The organism is Candidatus Accumulibacter aalborgensis (assembly GCF_900089955.1).
In the GTDB taxonomy this organism is placed as follows: domain Bacteria; phylum Pseudomonadota; class Gammaproteobacteria; order Burkholderiales; family Rhodocyclaceae; genus Accumulibacter; species Accumulibacter aalborgensis.
Genome location: NZ_FLQX01000111.1, coordinates 100,918 through 117,480, shown reverse-complemented (window position 1 = coordinate 117,480; position 16,563 = coordinate 100,918). Strand labels below are relative to the sequence as shown.

General features: G+C 62.2%; 15 protein-coding genes and 1 tRNA gene. 2 read left to right on the top strand and 14 right to left on the bottom strand.

From position 1 onward, the window contains the following. Positions 1-14 precede the first annotated feature (14 nt). The 12 genes from ACCAA_RS11165 to clpS all read right to left on the bottom strand — a co-directional run bounded on the left by ACCAA_RS11165 (position 15) and on the right by clpS (position 12,914). Complete coding sequence (locus ACCAA_RS11165) at positions 15-335, bottom strand: hypothetical protein (RefSeq protein ID WP_186407317.1); 321 nt, start codon at positions 333-335, stop codon at positions 15-17. Positions 336-985: 650 nt separating this feature from the next. Then, positions 986-1,062: transfer RNA gene (locus ACCAA_RS11160), tRNA-Arg, on the bottom strand. A gap of 133 nt (positions 1,063-1,195) precedes the next feature. Next, positions 1,196-3,853 (bottom strand): aminopeptidase N, encoded by a 2,658-nt coding sequence (gene pepN / locus ACCAA_RS11155; protein WP_186407316.1) that lies wholly within the window; start codon positions 3,851-3,853, stop codon positions 1,196-1,198. Between the two features lie 22 nt (positions 3,854-3,875). Further along, positions 3,876-4,769: a 50S ribosomal protein L3 N(5)-glutamine methyltransferase gene (prmB, locus tag ACCAA_RS11150; RefSeq protein WP_186407315.1), complete on the bottom strand. Its 894-nt coding sequence runs from the start codon at positions 4,767-4,769 to the stop codon at positions 3,876-3,878. After that, complete coding sequence (dapE, locus tag ACCAA_RS11145; RefSeq protein ID WP_186407314.1) at positions 4,762-5,928, bottom strand: succinyl-diaminopimelate desuccinylase; 1,167 nt, start codon at positions 5,926-5,928, stop codon at positions 4,762-4,764. Before dapE ends, prmB begins: the two co-directional genes overlap by 8 nt. A 14-nt stretch (positions 5,929-5,942) precedes the next feature. Then, complete coding sequence (locus ACCAA_RS11140) at positions 5,943-7,124, bottom strand: PilT/PilU family type 4a pilus ATPase (protein WP_186407313.1); 1,182 nt, start codon at positions 7,122-7,124, stop codon at positions 5,943-5,945. 37 nt (positions 7,125-7,161) lie between these two features. Beyond that, on the bottom strand, positions 7,162-7,992 hold the full coding sequence (dapD, locus tag ACCAA_RS11135; RefSeq protein WP_425394480.1) for a 2,3,4,5-tetrahydropyridine-2,6-dicarboxylate N-succinyltransferase: 831 nt from the start codon (positions 7,990-7,992) through the stop codon (positions 7,162-7,164). Between the two features lie 11 nt (positions 7,993-8,003). Continuing rightward, on the bottom strand, positions 8,004-9,197 hold the full coding sequence (gene dapC, locus ACCAA_RS11130; protein WP_186407312.1) for a succinyldiaminopimelate transaminase: 1,194 nt from the start codon (positions 9,195-9,197) through the stop codon (positions 8,004-8,006). 55 nt (positions 9,198-9,252) lie between these two features. Further along, positions 9,253-9,756 carry an ankyrin repeat domain-containing protein gene (locus ACCAA_RS11125; RefSeq protein ID WP_186407311.1) on the bottom strand — a complete coding sequence of 168 codons (504 nt, stop codon included), beginning with the start codon at positions 9,754-9,756 and terminating at the stop codon, positions 9,253-9,255. A gap of 4 nt (positions 9,757-9,760) precedes the next feature. Next, entirely contained in the window at positions 9,761-10,255 is a 495-nt protein-coding gene (gene rraA / locus ACCAA_RS11120) for a ribonuclease E activity regulator RraA (RefSeq protein WP_186407310.1), read from the bottom strand. A gap of 91 nt (positions 10,256-10,346) precedes the next feature. Then, the gene (gene clpA / locus ACCAA_RS11115) at positions 10,347-12,605 is read right to left on the bottom strand and encodes an ATP-dependent Clp protease ATP-binding subunit ClpA (protein ID WP_186407309.1); all 2,259 of its coding nucleotides are present in this window, start codon (positions 12,603-12,605) and stop codon (positions 10,347-10,349) included. Further along, positions 12,606-12,914 (bottom strand): ATP-dependent Clp protease adapter ClpS, encoded by a 309-nt coding sequence (clpS, locus tag ACCAA_RS11110; protein ID WP_186407308.1) that lies wholly within the window; start codon positions 12,912-12,914, stop codon positions 12,606-12,608. A gap of 258 nt (positions 12,915-13,172) precedes the next feature. Here clpS and ACCAA_RS11105 point away from each other — a divergent pair, with 258 nt between their 5' ends. Beyond that, a complete protein-coding gene (locus ACCAA_RS11105; protein ID WP_015768464.1) occupies positions 13,173-13,376 on the top strand; it encodes a cold-shock protein in 204 nt (67 codons plus the stop codon). A 48-nt stretch (positions 13,377-13,424) separates the two neighbouring features. Here the strand turns inward: ACCAA_RS11105 and ACCAA_RS11100 are convergent, their stop codons facing one another. Then, positions 13,425-13,967: a flavin reductase family protein gene (locus ACCAA_RS11100; protein ID WP_245754542.1), complete on the bottom strand. Its 543-nt coding sequence runs from the start codon at positions 13,965-13,967 to the stop codon at positions 13,425-13,427. A gap of 209 nt (positions 13,968-14,176) precedes the next feature. Here ACCAA_RS11100 and mutY point away from each other — a divergent pair, with 209 nt between their 5' ends. Beyond that, positions 14,177-15,238 (top strand): A/G-specific adenine glycosylase, encoded by a 1,062-nt coding sequence (gene mutY / locus ACCAA_RS11095; protein ID WP_186407306.1) that lies wholly within the window; start codon positions 14,177-14,179, stop codon positions 15,236-15,238. Positions 15,239-15,272: 34 nt separating this feature from the next. Here mutY and ACCAA_RS11090 read toward each other — a convergent pair whose 3' ends face one another. Next, positions 15,273-16,439 carry an MFS transporter gene (locus ACCAA_RS11090; protein ID WP_245754541.1) on the bottom strand — a complete coding sequence of 389 codons (1,167 nt, stop codon included), beginning with the start codon at positions 16,437-16,439 and terminating at the stop codon, positions 15,273-15,275. Positions 16,440-16,563: the final 124 nt, after the last annotated feature.

Genomic DNA, 16,563 nt, shown 5'->3' with positions numbered 1-16,563 from the left:
AAGTGGCTACCGGGTCACGTTGTAGGTGGCGCGGGGTTGTCTTCGCTTCTGAGATTCATCAAGGCTAGGTGCAGGATTTGGTCCAGTGTCATCCCTGTGGCTTTCTTGAAGGCGTTTACCTTTTTGATGGTGTAGCCGTCCACCCTGACGTTTGTTCTCTTGTTGTCAGGTTCCTCTTTTGGTTCGATGTGAATCTTGCCCTCGACCACGTCCTCGATCACGTTCCTGATCACGTCCGACGGTCTGCGTCTCTCCTCTTTGGCTATGGCCTCGATGATCTCGAAGTCTGTTGTGGGCAGCTTCAGGCCGAGTACGTAGCTTCTTGCTTGTGTCATCTTCGTCTCCTTTGGTTGGGTTAGTTTCCTACATCTGTTGTGCGCTTATATCACATCAAGTGATGGAAATAACATGCAAAAGTTTGCAAATGCCATGGGGATTCTTAGGGGTGTTGGGGGCCAAGTCTCGGCGAAGCCCAAAATAAAAGCTAGTGCGTCAATCGAGGCCAGCGGCGGGGCACTGGGTTGCTCAACAGTCTTGGCCATGACATAAGAGATGCTGCGCTGCTCAATGCCAATGGCTACAGCAAGCGAGAATCAAGCTAGGCCATGCAGCGCTTGACGTCCAGGTTTACCGCTTGGTTTCTGGCGTAGAACTTGCGGGGGTGCGCTGCACCATGCTGGCGGCAAGTGTCGCCTGGGGGCCTGTGGCGCGGTTCGTGGGGTGGTGGTAGTTCTAGTACGGGCTGGCCGTAGATCGGGGCTTGTGGGGGCACCGTGAAGGCTAGCGGGCAGCCCCTCCTTGTGTCGTTGGCTTGTTCGTGGGCCTGATCGGTTACAGCGTAACCGTCTTGATGCTCGCTTGGTCAACCCAGCTAACGGGGCAGGGTACAAGGGTCACCTTGCCGGATGTGTCACCAAATGTGTCACCAATGGAGCTAGAAAGCAAAAAGGCCAATCCGAAGATTGACCTAAGTGCTTGATTCTATTGGCACGCCCGGAGCGATTCGAACGCCCGACCCCTTGGTTCGTAGCCAAGTACTCTATCCAACTGAGCTACGGGCGCATTGCCGTGTTGAAGCCGACGATTATACAGATTTGACTTGCGCCCCTCAAGTCCTATGTTGAGGAATTGAGGATTCCGGCAGATCTGCCGTTGCTTCCCACGCCTGCCTGACGGCTGCATGGGCTGCCCAAACTCAAGCGAGCGCTCGCCCGACGATCTCCAGGAGATCCGACGACACGTCCTTGCTCGCGTGCAGCTTTGCCAGCGCCGAGCGGGCGTGTTGCTGGCGGCCGGCATCGAACTTCCGCCAGCGATCGAAGCGGCGTGCCAGGCGCGCGGCGACCTGCGGATTGATGCGGTCGATCTGGCCGATCTGCTCGGCGAGAAAATGGTAGCCGCTGCCGTCGGCGGCGTGAAAACGAACGTGGTTGTTGCCGAAGGTGTTGAGCAGGGCGTAAACCTTGTTCGGGTTGCGCAGATCGAACGCCGGGTGCGCGAGCAGACCTTGCACGACGGCCAGCGTGTCGGGCAGGCGGCTCGCTGCCTGTACCGCAAGCCACTTGTCCATGACCAGTGCTTCGCCTTGCCAGCGCTCGAAAAAGGCAGCGAGCGCCGCTGGGCGCTGGCGGCAATCGTCCTGCGCGAGGATCGACAGCGCGGCGAACTGGTCGCTCATGTTGTCGGCCGAGGCGAACTGCGCCATCGCCAGGGTGCGTACTTCGCTGGTCTTCAGTTCGCCGAGGGTGCCGAGGCACAGGTTGCGTAGAGCGCGCCGGCCGGCCGCGGCCGGAGTTGGCTGGTAGGGCACTCTGGGTGCCAGTGCCTCGTAGCGTTGCCGCAGGGCGTTGGTCAGTCGCTCGGCGACAAGAAGGCGCAGTCCATTGCGGGCTGCATGGAGGGCATCGGGGTCGACGACGGTCATCTCTTCGGCCAGCGTCGCTTCGCCGGGAAGGGTCAGGGCTTCGGCGGCGAAGGCAGGATCTTCGTCGGCACGCGCCAGGACCTGCGCTGTCGCGTCGACGAAGCTCTGCGGCCAGCTCGCCGGCCGCCCGGCGGAAAGCTCGGCGGCGGCCGTCAGGATCAGGCGGCTGGCCAGGCGCTGTCCGGCTTCCCAGCGATTGAAGGGGTCGCTGTCGTGGGCCAGGAGGTGGCTGAGGTCGTCGTCGCTCCAGGCGTAATCGAGAATCACCGGCGCCGAGAAATTGCGCAACAGAGAGGGTACGGGAGCGGCTGCCAGGCCTTCGAAGACGAACTGCTGTTTGCTTTTCGTCAGTGAGAGCACGCACGTCGTTCGGTCGGTTCTGGCATGCTCGCTCTCCCCGGTCAATACGAGCGGCAGATCGTCGCCATCAGGTCCAAGCAGGCCGATGGCGATCGGAATATGGAATGGTTGGCTGGGTTGGCTGGGCGAGTCTTCGACGGCGGTCGGTCGCGATTGCGATACGGTCAGGACGTAGCGTCGTGCGACTGGGTCGTAGCTGCCGCTGGCCAGGAGGCGCGGGGTGCCGGCGTGATCGTACCAGCGCTTGAACTGTGTCAGGTCGGTCCCGGAGGCATCGGCCATCGCGGCGACGAAGTCGTCGCAGGTCACCGCCTGGCCGTCATGGCGCGCGAAGTAGAGGTCCATGCCGCAGCGGAAGGCTTTCCTGCCGATCAGCGTCTGGATCATGCGCACGACCTCGGCGCCTTTTTCATAGACCGTGCTGGTGTAGAAGTTGTTGATCTCGATGTACGAGTCGGGGCGCACCGGGTGCGCCATCGGGCCGGCGTCTTCCGGGAACTGCGCTGCGCGCAGCGCGCGAACGTCGCGTATCCGGGTCACCGCGCGACTGTGCGTGTCGGCGCCGAATTCCTGATCACGGAAGACGGTCAGCCCTTCCTTGAGCGACAACTGGAACCAGTCGCGGCAGGTGACGCGGTTGCCGGTCCAGTTGTGAAAGTACTCGTGAGCGACCACCCGGTCGATGTTCTGGTAATCGCCATCGGTGGCCGTGTCGGCGCGGGCGAGAACATACTTGGTATTGAAGATGTTCAGCCCCTTGTTCTCCATCGCTCCCATGTTGAAGTCACCGACGGCGACGATCATGTAGTGATCGAGGTCGCACTCGAGGCCGAATACCTCCTCATCCCAGCGCATGGCGCGCTTGAGAGCATCCATCGCGTGCGCACACTGATCGAGCTTGCCGGGTTCGACGAAGACGGCCAGTTGGACGCTGCGCCCCCTGCCGGTGCTGAACTCGTCACGCAACACTTCGAGGCGGGCGGCGACCAGAGCAAACAGGTAGCAGGGCTTGGGAAAAGGGTCCTCCCAGCATGCCCAGTGACGGTCTGGCCCTTCGTCACCGCTGCCGACCGGATTCCCGTTCGCCAGCAGCACCGGCAGGCTGGCCTTGTCGGCATGCAGCGTCACTCGATAGCGCGCCATGATGTCCGGGCGATCGGGGAACCAGGTGATCCTGCGGAAGCCCTGCGCCTCGCACTGGGTGAAATAGCCGTCTTTCGAGCGATAGAGCCCCGCCAGGCTGGTGTTGTGGTCGGGGTCGATGCGCGTTTGCGTGCTCAGCGTCAGCGCGTCCGGGAGCCTGGCGATGGTCAGTGTCGAGTCGGTGCGCGTGTAGCGGTCTTCAGCGAGTGCTGTGCCATCGATGGCCATGGCCATCGTCTCCAGTTCGTGGCCGTCGAGTTGCAGCGCCTGGCCGGGCGCCGCGGCCGGGTTGCGCCGCAGGCGGAGGTGGCTGTTGACCAGGACTTCGCCAGTGTGGAAGCGGACGTCCAGTTCCACACTGTCAACCAGGTAGGGCGGCGGCGTGTAATCCTGGCGATTGACGATCTGCGGGGTTTCGGTCTTCATCAGTGGCTCCAGTTTCCCCGGCTTACGGCAGATCTGCGCGCTGCAGCATGAAGACATACTGATCGCCGGCTGTCGTGTCGAGCCAGGTGAAGGGCGTAGTCGGGAAGGCTGCTTCGAGTTGCACGCGGTTGTGGCCGATCTCGACGATCAGCACGCCGTGTGGCCTGAGATGCTGGCGCGCCGCGGTGAGGATCGCGCGCGTCAGGTCGAGGCCATCTTCTCCGCTGGCCAGCGCCAGTTGGGGTTCGCGTCGGTACTCGGCGGGCAGGGTGGCCATCGATGAGGAATTGACGTAGGGTGGATTGGCGATGATCAGGTCGTAGCGTTGGCCCTCCAGACCGGCGTACAGATCTCCCTCGACGAGTCGAATGCGCTCACCGAGGTCGTAGTCGGCGACGTTACGTCGGGCCACCGCGAGTGCTTCCGGCGAGAGGTCGACGGCGTCTATCGTGGCGGCAGGGAAGGCGTGCGCCGCGACGATGGCCAGGCAGGCCGACCCGGTACAGAGGTCGAGCACGGCGGTGATTTCACCGGGATCGTCGATCCAGGGAGCCAGTTGCTCGCGTAGCAATTCGGCGATGAACGAGCGCGGGACGATCACCCGTTCGTCTACGTAGAAACGGTACTCACCCAGCCACGCTTCGTGGGTCAGATAGGCTACCGGCAGTCGTTCGGTAATCCGGCGTTCGACGACGTGCAGCACGGCAGCGCGTTCGTCGCGCGTCAGCCGTGCGTCGAGGAAAGGTTCCAGTCTGTCGAGCGGCAGGTGCAGGGTGTGCAACAGCAGATAAGCGGCTTCGTCCCAGGCGTTGTCGGCGCCGTGACCGAAGAATAGTTGCGCTTCGTTGTAGTGGCTGACGGCAAAGCGCAGCAGGTCGCGCAGCGTCGACAGTTCGGTCTCCGCCTGGTCAAACATGGGCGGGCAGCAATTGTTCGAGAATCCGGCGATAGATGGCCGCCAACTGCGGCAAGGCGGCCACCTCGATGCATTCGTTGACTTTGTGGATGCTGGCATTGACCGGGCCGATCTCGATCAGTTGTGGGCAGACTTCAGCGATGAAGCGACCATCCGAGGTGCCGCCGGTCGTCGATAGCTCGGCTTCGAGGCCCGTCTCGGCGCGGATGGCGGCGAGAGAGGCGTCGATCAAGGCGCCGTCGCCGGTCAGGAAGGGGCTGGCCGCGAGGTTCCAGACGAGGTCGTAGTCCAGACCGTGTCGGTCGAGCAGCGTGCTCACCCGAGCCTTCAACTGTTCCGGCGTGCTGGCCGTCGCGAAGCGGAAATTGAAATCGATGTCGACGCTGCCCGGGATGACGTTGCCGGCCCCGGTGCCACCGTGAATGTTCGAGACTTGCCAGGTGGTCGGCGGGAAGAACGCGTTACCTTGATCCCAGACCGTCTGGGCCAGCTCGGCCAGCGCCGGTGCGGCCAGATGAATGGGGTTTCTCGCTTGCTGCGGGTAGGCGACGTGGCCCTGAATTCCCTTCACTGTCAACCTCGCCGAGAGCGAGCCGCGGCGGCCGTTCTTGACCATGTCGCCGAGGGCGTTGACCGCGGTCGGTTCGCCGATGATGCAGTAGTCGATCAGCTCGCCACGTTGTTGCAAGGCGTCGGTGACGACGACGGTGCCGTCGACGGCGTCGCCTTCCTCATCCGAGGTAAGCAGGAAAGCGATCGAGCCGCGATGTTCGGGTCGGGCGGCGACGAAGCCTTCGACGGCGGTCACGAAGGCAGCCAGGGAGCTCTTCATGTCGGCCGCGCCTCGTCCGTACAGCACGCCGTTCTTCTGCACGGGCTGAAACGGGTCGCTGTGCCACTGCTCGGCCGGACCACTGGGGACTACGTCGGTGTGGCCGGCCAGACAGACGAGTGGGTGAAGCTCGCCACGGCGCGCCCAGAGGTTGGTGACCGCGCCGCGATTCATGAACTCGCAGCAAAAGCCGATCCCTTCGAGACGGCTGGCGATGATCGCCAGGCAACCGGCGTCCACCGGCGTCACCGAGCGACAGGCGATCAGTTGCTCGGCCAGTTCAAGCGTGGCGTCCGAGGTCGCCGCGTGCTTTCTGTCAATGGGCATCTGCGGGCTTTTGCTTACGTGCCGTCGTCGTCATAGAGACTCAAGGTAAACTCCTTGTAGGAGGGCGCGCCAGGGTCGGGACCCAGGAAGTCGGAGGCCGTTTCGCTGTGCTTTTCTTCCGTCTTCGGGTGTGCGGTCGTTTCGCTGTTGTTGATCAACCAGGACAGGTTGGTTGGCGAGTCGGCATTGCTGAGTGCTTCCTCCAGCGTGATGACGTCCGAGCGATAGAGCCGGACGAGGTCCTGCTCGAAGGTCTGCGATCCGGGGGCGAGACTCTGTTCCATCGCCTCCTTGAGGGCCGGGATGTCGCCGCGTTCGACGAGTTCCTGCACGTGTGTACTGTTGAGCAGGACTTCGGCCGCCGGCACCTGCTTGCCGTCCTTGCCCTTGACCAGACGCTGCGAAACGATGGCCTTCAGGCTCACCGAGAGGTCCATATACAGCGAAGCCCGGGTGTCGATCGGGAAGAAGTTGATCATTCGGTTGAGCGCGTGGTAGCTGTTGTTGGCGTGCATCGTGCCGAGACAGAGGTGCCCCGTCTGGGCGTAGGCGATGGCGGCCTGCATGGTTTCCTGATCACGTATTTCGCCGATCAGGATGCAGTCGGGCGCCTGCCGCATGGCGTTCTTCAAGGCGTTGTTCCAGCCGAGGGTATCCATGCCGATCTCGCGCTGGTTGACGATCGACTTCTTGTGCCTGAACAAGTACTCGATCGGGTCCTCGATGGTCAGGATGTGCCCCGCACAATGGATGTTGCGATGATCGAGCATCGACGCGATGGTGGTCGATTTCCCCGCACCCGTCGAGCCGACGATGAGCACCAGGCCGCGCCTCTCCATGACCAGTTGAGCCAGTATCGATGGCAGCTGCAGGGAATCGAGCAGCGGGATGTTGCCGAGGATGTAACGGACGACGATCGAGATCGACGAGCGCTGACGGAACAGGTTGATGCGAAAATTGCCCAGCTTGGGGACGCCCAGCGAGAGGTTCATTTCCTTCGTCGCTGCGAAGGTGTCCTGCTGCTGGGGAGTCATCAGTTCAGCGGCGATCTTGTCGACCATCGCCGGTTCCATCACCTGCTGATTGACGGGGACCGTGTTGCCCTGAATCTTGATGTGGATCGGCGCGCCGGCACTGATGAAGATGTCCGACGCCTGGCGGTCGGCCATCACCTGGAAGAGCTTTTCAAGGATCATTCGTTCTTCGCCGGTTCAGGATTCGATCGGCAAGCGGTCAGTCGCCGCGCAGCAGGTCGTTGATGCTGGTCTTGGCGCGCGTTCCGGCGTCGACCTTCTTGACGATGACCGCGCAGTAGAGGCTGTAGCTACCGTCCTTGGCGGGCAGGTTTCCGGACACCACGACCGATCCCGGCGGTATTCTGCCATAGCTCACGGTACCCGTTTCACGGTCGAAGATCCGGGTGGACTGGCCGAGATAGACACCCATCGAAATGACCGAACCTTCGCCGATGATGACCCCTTCCACCACCTCAGAGCGAGCGCCAATGAAGCAGTTGTCCTCGATGATCGTCGGGTTTGCCTGCAGCGGTTCGAGCACTCCGCCGATTCCGACGCCGCCGGAGAGGTGCACGTTCTTGCCGATCTGTGCACAGGAGCCGACCGTCGCCCAGGTGTCGACCATCGTGCCTTCATCGACATAGGCGCCGATGTTGACGTAGGAGGGCATGAGCACGACGTTCCGGCCAATGAAGGCGCCGCGTCGGGCGGTTGCCGGCGGAACGACGCGGAAGCCGCCACGCGCGAACTTCTCGCTGTCGTAATCGGCGAATTTGCTCGGTACCTTGTCGAAATAGCGCAGCGGTCCGCCATCGATCAGGGTGTTGTCCTGCAGCCGGAACGACAGGAGTACGGCCTTCTTGATCCACTGGTGTGTGACCCATTCGCCGTCAAGCTTTTCGGCGACGCGCAGGGTGCCTTCGTCGAGCCGGCCAAGGACCTCGGCGACGGCTTCGCGGATGGCGTCTGGTGCGCTGCCCGGCTGCAGTGAGGTCCGGTTGTCCCACGCCCCTTCGATGATCTCGATGACCCGCTGAATTGCCTGCATGGCTGCTTTTCCTAGAGTTTTGAAGTGAATGAAGCGATACGTTCGGCAGCTTCGACGCAGTCCGCGAGTGGCGCGACGAGCGCGATGCGGACGAAGCCGGCGCCCGGATTGACCCCCTGGGCAGTGCGCGCCAGCAAGCTCCCCGGCAGAACAAGCACATTATAGTCGGCGAGTAGCCGGCGGGCGAAGTCACCGTCGTCGATCGGCGTTCTCGCCCACAGGTAGAAGCCTGCATCGGGCAGCGCGGTTTCCAGGACCTCGGCCAGGCGTGGTGTCACCGCGGCGAATTTCTGCGTGTATTGGCGGCGGTTACCGACCACGTGCGACTCGTCGCTCCAGGCCGCGACACTGGCCGCCTGCACCGCCGGACTCATCGCGCTGCCGTGATAGGTGCGGTAGAGCAGGAATGACTGAAGCGTCGCCGCGTCGCCGGCGACGAAGCCCGAGCGCATGCCGGGAACATTGGATCGCTTGGACAGGCTGGAGAACATGACCAGTCGTTCGCAGCCGCGACCGAGCAAGCGGGCGGCCTGCAAGGCGCCGAGGGGCGGTTTTGCCTCGTCGAAAAAGATCTCCGAGTAGCACTCGTCCGAGGCAATGACGAAGCCATACCTGTCGGCGAGCGCGAACAGCCGTCGCCAGTCATCGAGGCGCAGCACCTTGCCGGTCGGGTTGCCCGGCGAGCAGACATAGAAGAGCTGCACGCGTTGCCATTCGGCCTCGCTCAGTGCGTCGAAGTCAAACGCGTAATCGTTGCTCGGCAGGGTGTTGAGAAAGCGCGGATCGGCGCCGGCGAGAAAGGCCGCCCCCTCGTAGATCTGATAGAAGGGGTTGGGGCTGACGACCAGCGGCGTGCCGCCCCGCGACGGGTCGATGACCGCCTGGGCAAAGGCGAACAAGGCTTCGCGCGACCCGTTGACCGGGATGATCTGCGTTTCAGCGTCGATGTCGCTCAAGCCATAGCGACGTTTCAGCCAGGCGGCAATGGCGCCGCGCAATTCGCTACTGCCGAGCGTGCTGGGATAACTGGCCAGGCCGGCGAGGTTGGCGCTCAGCGCGTCCGTGATGAAAGCCGGTGTGGCGTGCTGCGGCTCGCCAATCGAAAGTCTGATCTCACGCAACTGCCGGTTCGGCGTGACGCCGGCAAAGAGTTGCCGTAACCTCTCGAAGGGATAGGGCTGCAATTTGCTTAGGTGGGGATTCACTGGCTTGTGCTTCTCATGGCGGAACGCTGGATTATAAGGGGCTGCTGACCTGGCCCTACTTTTTGTCCATGTCTCGTGCCGCTCGGATCATGTCCGCGTCGAGAACGGCCGTATCTGTCCCGTAGCAGCGGGTCATTTCGATTTCTTCGACAACGGGCGACTCGGCACCATGCTCGGCAACCTGCGCAGCGCTCGCGTAGTGCTGCCCCTTCCAGCGCGCGATCATCATCTCCTGCTCGGTCAGTCCCGTCTTCATGCCCGGCGGAACGACGGCACCCATTTCGATGAGCACCTTCACGACTTCGGTTCGGCGACCGCGAATGGCCATCGACAAGGGGGACGTGGACTGTGCGTTGTCGGGTAGATTGGACTTGGCGCCACGGCTGACCAGTTCACGGACGATGTCGGCAAACCCCATGAAGCAGGCCACACCAAGCGGCAGGCCCGGTTCGCCGCGGCCGTCATGGAGTTCCACGGGAGCGCCGGCATCCAGGACTTCCCGGACGTCCTGAAGGCGGCCTGTCCGGATCGCTTTGAGCAGGTCAATGGAGGAGTTCACAATGTCAGCTCAACGGTTGGTCGCTGACGACGACGCCGTCACAGTCAACGTAGATCCACTCACCCGGCCGGAAAGTCACGCCGCCGAAGGTTACGGCCAGATCGCGGTCACCGATTCCTTTCTTGACGCTCTTCATGGGATGCGTATTGAGCGCGCGCAGGCCAAGGTCAATGTGGCCGATGTCCTCTGAATCGCGGATGCAGCCGTAAACGACGATGCCCTCCCAGCCGCTCTTGTGCGCCAGGATGGCCAACTGGTCGCCGACCAGGGCGCAGCGCATCGAGCCACCGCCATCGACGACCAGTACCTTGTCCTTGCCCTCCTGGGCGAGCGCTTCGCGGACCAGAGAGTTGTCCTCGAAGATCTTCAGTGTGACGATCTGACCGCTGAACGATGGCCGTCCACCGTAGCGCTGGAACATGGGCGCAACGACGCGCATACGGCCATCGCCAATCCTGTCTTCGTGACTGTCGAGGAGGTCGGGGGTCTTGAAATTCATAACGCTTGCCTCGTGTGCTCAACTTGTGGGAGGTGAACGGAACAAAAAAATTCCTGCGGCGTGAGTGCAAGGCAACGGTTGGTGGCTGTCCTCAAGCGACGGTCTCTGGCTCGTCCGCGAAGACCAGCTTGACCTTCTTGTCATCGTCGATGTCGACGGTGACGTGGCCGCCACTGGCCAGTCGGCCGAAAAGCAGTTCGTCGGCCAGCGACGAGCGAATCGTGTCCTGAATCAGTCGGGCCATGGGTCGGGCGCCCAGCAGTGGGTCGAAGCCGCGGGCAGCGAGATGAGCCTTCAGTGACGAGGTAAAGATGGCGTCCACCTTCTTCTCGTGCAGTTGCGCCTCGAGTTGCATCAGGAACTTGTCCACCACCCGCAGGATGACCTCGTGGTCGAGCGCCTTGAAGGAGATGGTGGCGTCGAGCCGATTACGGAACTCGGGAGTGAAGATCCGCTTGATCTCGACCATTTCATCACCGGACTGCCGCGTCTGCGTGAAGCCCATCGTCGACTTCTGGATCGCTTCCTGTCCGGCGTTGGTGGTCATGATGATGACCACGTTGCGGAAGTCCGCTTTGCGTCCGTTGTTGTCGGTCAGCGTGCCGTGATCCATGACCTGGAGCAGGATGTTGTAGATGTCGGGATGCGCCTTTTCAATCTCGTCGAGCAGCAGGACGCTGTACGGCTTCTTGGTGACTGCCTCGGTCAGCAAGCCGCCCTGGTCGAAGCCCACGTAGCCCGGTGGAGCACCGATCAGGCGCGACACGGCGTGTCGTTCCATGTATTCCGACATGTCGAAACGAATCAGCTCGTTACCCAGGCAGTACGCCAGTTGCCTGGCCACCTCGGTTTTGCCGACGCCGGTCGGGCCCGAGAAAAGGAAGCTGCCAATCGGCCTGGTCGGGTTACCCAGACCCGAACGTGCCATCTTGATCGCCCTGACCAACGCGTCGATCGCTACGTCCTGGCCAAAAACTACCGCTCTCAGGTCACGATCGAGATTCCTGAGACTGGTGCGGTCGTCCGATGACACATGTGTCGAAGGAATGCGAGCGATTTTGGCGACGATTTCCTCGATGTCGATCTTGCCAATCAATTTTTTCTGCCGGGATTTGGGCAGGATCCGCTGCGCGGCTCCTGCCTCGTCGATGACATCAATCGCTTTGTCGGGCAGGTGGCGGTCGGTAATGAAGCGTACCGACAACTCGACGGCGGTGGTCAATGCCGCCGCCGAGTATTTGATTCCGTGGTGCGACTCGAAGCGTGACTTGAGCCCCTTGAGGATTTCCACCGCTTCGGCGCTCGACGGTTCGTTCACGTCAATCTTCTGGAATCGCCGTGACAGTGCGTGGTCCTTTTCGAAGATGCCGCGATATTCGGTGTAGGTCGTCGCGCCTATGCACTTCAACTGACCGGTGGACAGCGCAGGCTTGAGCAGGTTGGACGCGTCGAGCGTACCGCCCGAAGCCGATCCGGCGCCAATCAGGGTGTGGATTTCGTCGATGAACAGGATCGCCTGCGGGTTTTCCCCCAATTGCTTGAGAACACCCTTCAGGCGCTGTTCGAAGTCACCGCGATACTTGGTGCCGGCGAGCAAAGAGCCCATGTCGAGGCAATAGACGTTGGCCTTGGCCAGGATCTCGGGGATGTCACATTCGACGATCCGCCGCGCCAGCCCTTCAGCGATCGCCGTCTTTCCGACGCCCGCTTCGCCCACCAGCAGGGGGTTGTTCTTCCGCCGACGGCAGAGCGTCTGGATGACCCGCTCAAGTTCCTGATCACGGCCAATCAGAGGATCGATCTTGCCCTGCAAGGCCAAGGCGTTGAGGTTGATGGTGTAGCTCTCGAGCGGGCCGCTGGCACCTTGCGGGTCGCTTTCCGTCTCCACCTCCTGGTCGTTGCGCGGCGCGTTCTGCGGCACCTTGCTAATGCCGTGGGCGATGAAATTGACCACGTCGAGGCGGGTGACTCCCTGTTTTTGCAGGTAGTAGACAGCGTGCGAATCCTTCTCGCCAAAAATCGCGACGAGGACGTTGGCGCCGTTGACTTCCTTTCTGCCGGAAGACTGGACGTGCAGGATGGCGCGCTGGATCACCCGCTGGAACCCCAGCGTCGGTTGCGTGTCGATTTCATCATCACCGGCGACCGTTGGCGTGTGTTCACCAATGAACCGGGCCAAATCCTTGCGCAGTGGTTCGATGCTTGCGCCGCAGGCGCGCAGGGCGTCGGCAGCCGACGGGTTGTCAAGCAGGGCGAGCAGAAGGTGTTCGACGGTGATGAATTCATGGCGCTTTTGTCGAGCCTCGACAAAAGCCATGTGCAAGCTAACTTCCAGTTCCTGCGCAATCATTCAGTTTTCCTCCATGACGCACGCCAGGGGGTGCTGGTTGCTCCGTGCGAAGGTTGTGACCTGGTCTACTTTCGTGGCCGCAACGTCACGCGCGAAAACTCCGCAGACGCCTCGCCCCTCTGTATGAACTTTGAGCATGATTCGCGTCGCCTGTTCTCGATCCATGCCAAAAAACCTTTGCAGAACGACGATCACGAAATCCATAGGTGTGAAATCGTCGTTCAGCAACAGGACCTTGTAAAATGGAGGCTGCTTGATCTGCGCACGTCTTGCTTCGAGTAAGGAACTGTCCTGATGCTTTGTCGCCATTCCTCAATTCTAACCAGTCTTGCTGGATGCGCAATACCGGCCAAGGCTAATTTTCGCGTCCGATGCCGCGTGGCGAAGAGGAATCAGCAAAAGGGCTTGACGCGTGTGCCTGACTTAGCGTAAAAAGGCCGAATGTTTTGAGTCACGCCGCTGGACGGAGGTTCTTTATGTCTGGGATCTCGTAGCACCAGGGGTGGATTCGGAAGCATGCAAGTCGGGCGACGCCCGGATTTTGTCTTTTTTCAAGGAAGTGGCACTATGGCAACTGGTACAGTGAAGTGGTTCAATGACGCCAAGGGTTTCGGCTTCATTACTCCGGATGATGGTAGCGAGGATCTCTTCGCTCATTTCTCCGCGATCACCATGGGTGGATTCAAGACCCTCAAAGAGGGCGAAAAAGTTTCCTTCGACGTGACGCAGGGCCCAAAGGGCAAGCAAGCATCGAATATCTCGCGCGCCTGAATTTTTCGGGAGTGCAACAGGGACCCGCCTCCGGCGGGTTTTTTTTCGTCATCTGTCGGCCTCAGCGCCTAATTCGCGATAGCGGCCGCCATGGAAGATCAGTGGCTCACTGACCTCTCCCAGCGTGAAGCGGTGGACGCGGCCAACCAGAATGAGATGGTCGCCGCCGGGGTATTGCGCCTCGTGGCTGCACTCAAACCAGGCCGAGCATCCCTCGACCAGCGGCACACCACCAAGCCCCTGGCGTACCCGTACCCCGGTGAAGCGATCCTCTTCGCGGGCGGCGAAGCATTCCGAAATCCAGCGTTGATCGGCCGCCAGGATGTTGACCGCATAATGGCTCACTTGGGCGAAGGCAGCAAGGTTGGGCGAGGTCGACGACAGGCTCCAGAGAATCAGCGGTGGCTCGAGTGAAACGGAGTTGAAGGAGCTGATCGTCACGCCGATCGCCGTGCCGTCGGGCGTCAGCGCGGTAATCACCGTGACCCCTGTGGGAAAGCGGCTCAGGGCATCGCGGAAATGGCGAAAGACGACCTCGCTGGTCGCCGGCACGGCGCCGAGGTCATCATTCGCGCAACGCAGATCGGCCATATCTGACGCGGCTGACGGGGTATGCAGGTATTCCTGAGGGGACAGAGGTAGGTGCATCAGGCGCTGAGGAGGCTTTGATCAGGCATGGTGAGATCCGTGGTCGGCAGGGAATTGACTCTTGATTATCGCCGGCCAGCGTTTCCGTGTCGAGCCGATTCTAGTAGACTGCGGCGCCCAGCCTCTTGATCCTCGAACGTTTGCCTCGCACAATGCCCCCAGATGATCCACAGCGGCACGCGCAATTCGCCGATCGCGTGATCGCCTGGCAGAAGGCCAATGGCCGCCACGACCTGCCTTGGCAGCAGACGCGCGACGCGTACCGGATCTGGCTGTCCGAAATCATGCTCCAGCAAACACAGGTGGCGACCGTGATTCCCTACTACGTTCGCTTTCTCGCCCGTTTCCCGACGCTCGCCGCGCTGGCCGCGGCACCGCTGGGAAGCGTCCTCGAACTCTGGTCTGGCCTCGGTTACTATGCCCGGGCGCGCAACCTGCATCGCTGTGCGCAGACCATCGTCGGCGAGCGTTCAGGCAGGTTTTCTGCCGATCCCGGAAATAACGCGACATTGCCGGGGATCGGTCGATCGACCGCCGCCGCGATCAGCGTCTTCGCCTTTGGCTGCCGGGCGGCGATCCTCGACGGCAATGTCAAACGCGTGCTGGCGCGCTGCTTCGCTGTTCAAAGCAGCGCTGCCAACGCGCAGAGCGAACGCGATCTGTGGGCTTTGGCCGAAGCGCTGTTGCCCGAAAGCGACATCGAAAGTTATACGCAAGGGATGATGGATCTCGGAGCGACCGTTTGCACGCGCCACCGGCCGGTGTGTGACGCTTGTCCGCTGCAGCCGATTTGTGTTGCCTGTCGCGATGGCCGGCAGGCCGAATTGCCGCTGCAGCAGGCAAGAAAAGCGCTGCCGGAACGTGCCAGCAGGGTGTTGTTGCTCAGCGACGGCCGGCGCGTGCTGCTCGAACGAAGGCCACCGCTGGGCATCTGGGGTGGGCTGCTGAGCTTGCCAGCACTGGTCGGTGAGTCTGCTGAAGGGTTCGCCCGCCAGCACGGCTGTCGTCTGCTGAGGACGGAAACCCTGCTGCCAGTCAGCCACACGTTTACCCATTTCCGCCTGACCATCGACGTGCTGCACGCCGATGTCGAAATCATCGGCCCGTCCGCCATGGAAGCGGTGTGGGAATGGTTGCCGTTCGAAAATGTGGCCTCGGCGGCCTTGCCGGCGCCGATCAAGAAGCTTCTGCTCTCACTCCGCACGACTCCTTGAAAGCTTGCGACGCCCACGAAACACGGAAGTTTGCTCATGGCGAACTGCTTTCGGACGGCAATGTGCCGATCCTGCCGATCGCCCAGCGTCCGAACGCCACCCCGCAGGCCAGCGTCACGAAGCCCGCCGCCCAGCCGGCGTGACTGCCGCGACCGAAGGCATCGAGCGCCATGCCAAAAGCCACCGGACCGACGAAAGCACCGGCGAAGCCGATCGACGAGTACAAGGCGAGCGCCGTGCCACGCATTCCGGTCGAGGTGCCAATCAGCAGTCCGGCGGTCAGCGCCGCCGAATCGAGATTCATGCTCGCTGCGTAAACCAGCAGCAAGGGCACCAGCAAGCGGCTCGACTGGCCACCCGACAAGGCAACGGCGAGTCCCAGAAGGCAGGAAAAAGGCATCACCCCTTGCAACCAGCGGCTCCGTCCCCAACGATGCGCGCCCTCGTTGCCGAGGATGCTGGCGGGTACCGCGAGGAAGGTCGCCAGTGCGGCAATCAGTCCCGGCATGGTCGTCCATAGGTCCGGCGCAGTGGTCTGCGTCCAGGTCAGATAAGCGACCAGCCAGGCGCGGAAACCGAAGAGCTCCCAGTTGTGTCCGAAATAGCCGCCGCAGAAGGCCAGGATGCGGCGGTCGCGCAAGACGCTTTGCCAATCGCTGCGCCAATCGCCGACCCTGGCGCTGGCTGGCTCCGGGGCCTTGCCTGGCGGGACGGCGCACCAGACGAGCAGGACCGCCAGCGCGGCACACGCTGCGGCAATGGCGAATAGCAGGGGCCATTGCACGAGGTCTTTGACGCACTCGATCCACAGATACGACAGGCCGGCGCCGACCCCGAAAGTGGCGGTGTAGAAGGCGGTGCTCCGTGATTGAGCAGCCACCGGCAGCCGATCGGTTAGCGCCTTCAGGCCCGGCATGTAGGTGCCGGCGAGCGCCAGCCCGGCTAGCCACCACCAGCACAGGGCGGCCGCGAAACTGTCGGCGAAGCTGGCAAAGCCGGCCATGGCGAGGCCGCTCAAGGCAGCGCAGGCGAGATAGACGCGCCGCGCATCGAGGTGATCGGTCAGGCTGACCAGGACCGGCACGGCGACGATGTAGCCGAGAAAAAAAATGCCGCTCAGCCAGCCGCCCTGGGTCGCCGACAAGGACCATTGTTGCGTCAGTCGGGGGAGGAGCGACGGCACCAGCGCAAAACCGGCCATCGAAGCCGCTTCTGCGCTACAGAAGACAGCCAGCAGCATTGGCCAGGAGCGCGCGGCGCTCATCGTTGCGACGAGACGATCGGCTTGCGCCGCGGTAGACGTGTCCAGCGGGTCGCGAGCGGCG